1 protein-coding gene and 1 pseudogene are annotated in these 1,261 nt (G+C 62.8%); both read right to left on the reverse strand.

What is annotated here, in order from left to right:
- Positions 1 to 503: pseudogene (locus tag ACR0NW_RS23965) on the reverse strand (electron transfer flavoprotein subunit alpha/FixB family protein); the annotation flags it as partial.
- Entirely contained in the window at positions 503 to 1,261 is a 759-nt protein-coding gene (locus tag ACR0NW_RS23970) for an electron transfer flavoprotein subunit beta/FixA family protein (RefSeq protein ID WP_170653210.1), read from the reverse strand. The gene ACR0NW_RS23970 and the pseudogene ACR0NW_RS23965, both read right to left, overlap by 1 nt.

Genomic DNA, 1,261 nt, shown 5'->3' on the forward strand with positions numbered 1-1,261 from the left:
ACCGAGATGGTCTCGACCGGGGCCGAACCGCCTTCGCCCGCCGCGTCAAAGCTGGCGGTCCGCAGGGTGACAACCTTCTTGGCGTCGTTCGATTTCACGGTCTGGATCGCGTTGCCCGCATAGATCGGACGCTCGAAGGTCGAGCCGTCGACCACGCCGGACGCATCCGAGATCACCATCACGTCCAGAAGTGCGGCCACGCGCGGCATCACGTTCTTGGCGTCGGTGGTCGCGGGGGCCACGATGTGCTCGTACCCGTCGGCCAGACCCACGATCAGCGCTGCGGTCGATTCCGCCAGGCGGTGACCCAGCGAGGCATCCTCGGCAACCAGAACCTTGGACACGCCGTCGATCTTGGCGGCGGCCTCACCGGCAGCAGCGGCGGAACCGCCTGCGGCCAGAACGGTCACATCACCCAGAACTTTCGCGGCATTGACGGCCTTGGCGGTGGCGTCCAGCGCCAGCTCACCATTGTTGACTTCGGCAAGAAGAAGTACAGCCATTACACAGCCCCCGCTTCTTTGAGTTTCGAAACCAGTTCGTCGACCGAACCCACGATGATGCCAGCGGCACGTGCCGGCGGCTCTTCGGTCTTGACGACCTCGAGGCGCGGGGTGACGTCGACGCCGTAATCGGCGGCGGTTTTCTCATCCAGCGGCTTTTTCTTCGCCTTCATGATGTTGGGCAGCGACGCATAGCGCGGCTCGTTCAGGCGCAGGTCAACGGTGACGATGGTCGGCATCTTGACGCTGATGGTCTGCAGGCCGCCGTCCACCTCACGGGTGATCTTGGCGCTGTCACCTTCGATGTCCAGCTCGGACGCAAAGGTGCCCTGGCTCCAGCCCAGCAGGGCCGACAGCATCTGGCCGGTGGCGTTCATGTCGTTGTCGATCGCCTGCTTGCCCGCCAGAACGATGCCGGGCTGCTCTTCCTCGACCACTTTGGCCAGGATCTTGGCAACGGCCAGCGGCTCGATGTCCTGATGGACGTCATCGGCAGCCACAACCAGAATGGCGCGGTCGGCACCCATGGCCAGCGCGGTCCGCAGGGTCTCCTGCGACTGCTTCACGCCGATCGAAACCGCAACGACTTCGTCAGCCTTGCCCGCTTCTTTCAGGCGGATCGCCTCTTCCACCGCAATCTCGTCGAATGGGTTCATCGACATTTTGACATTGGCGAGATCAACACCGCTACCGTCCGCTTTAACGCGGACCTTCACATTATAGTCAATCACGCGTTTGACAGGCACGAGTACCTTCAT

This window comes from Ruegeria sp. CF5 (assembly GCF_056537325.1).

Coding starts and splice junctions, on each gene's coding strand:
- ACR0NW_RS23970 (WP_170653210.1), bottom strand. CDS start 1,261: ATGAAGGTACTCGTGCCTGTCAAACGCGTGATTGACTATAATGTGAAG.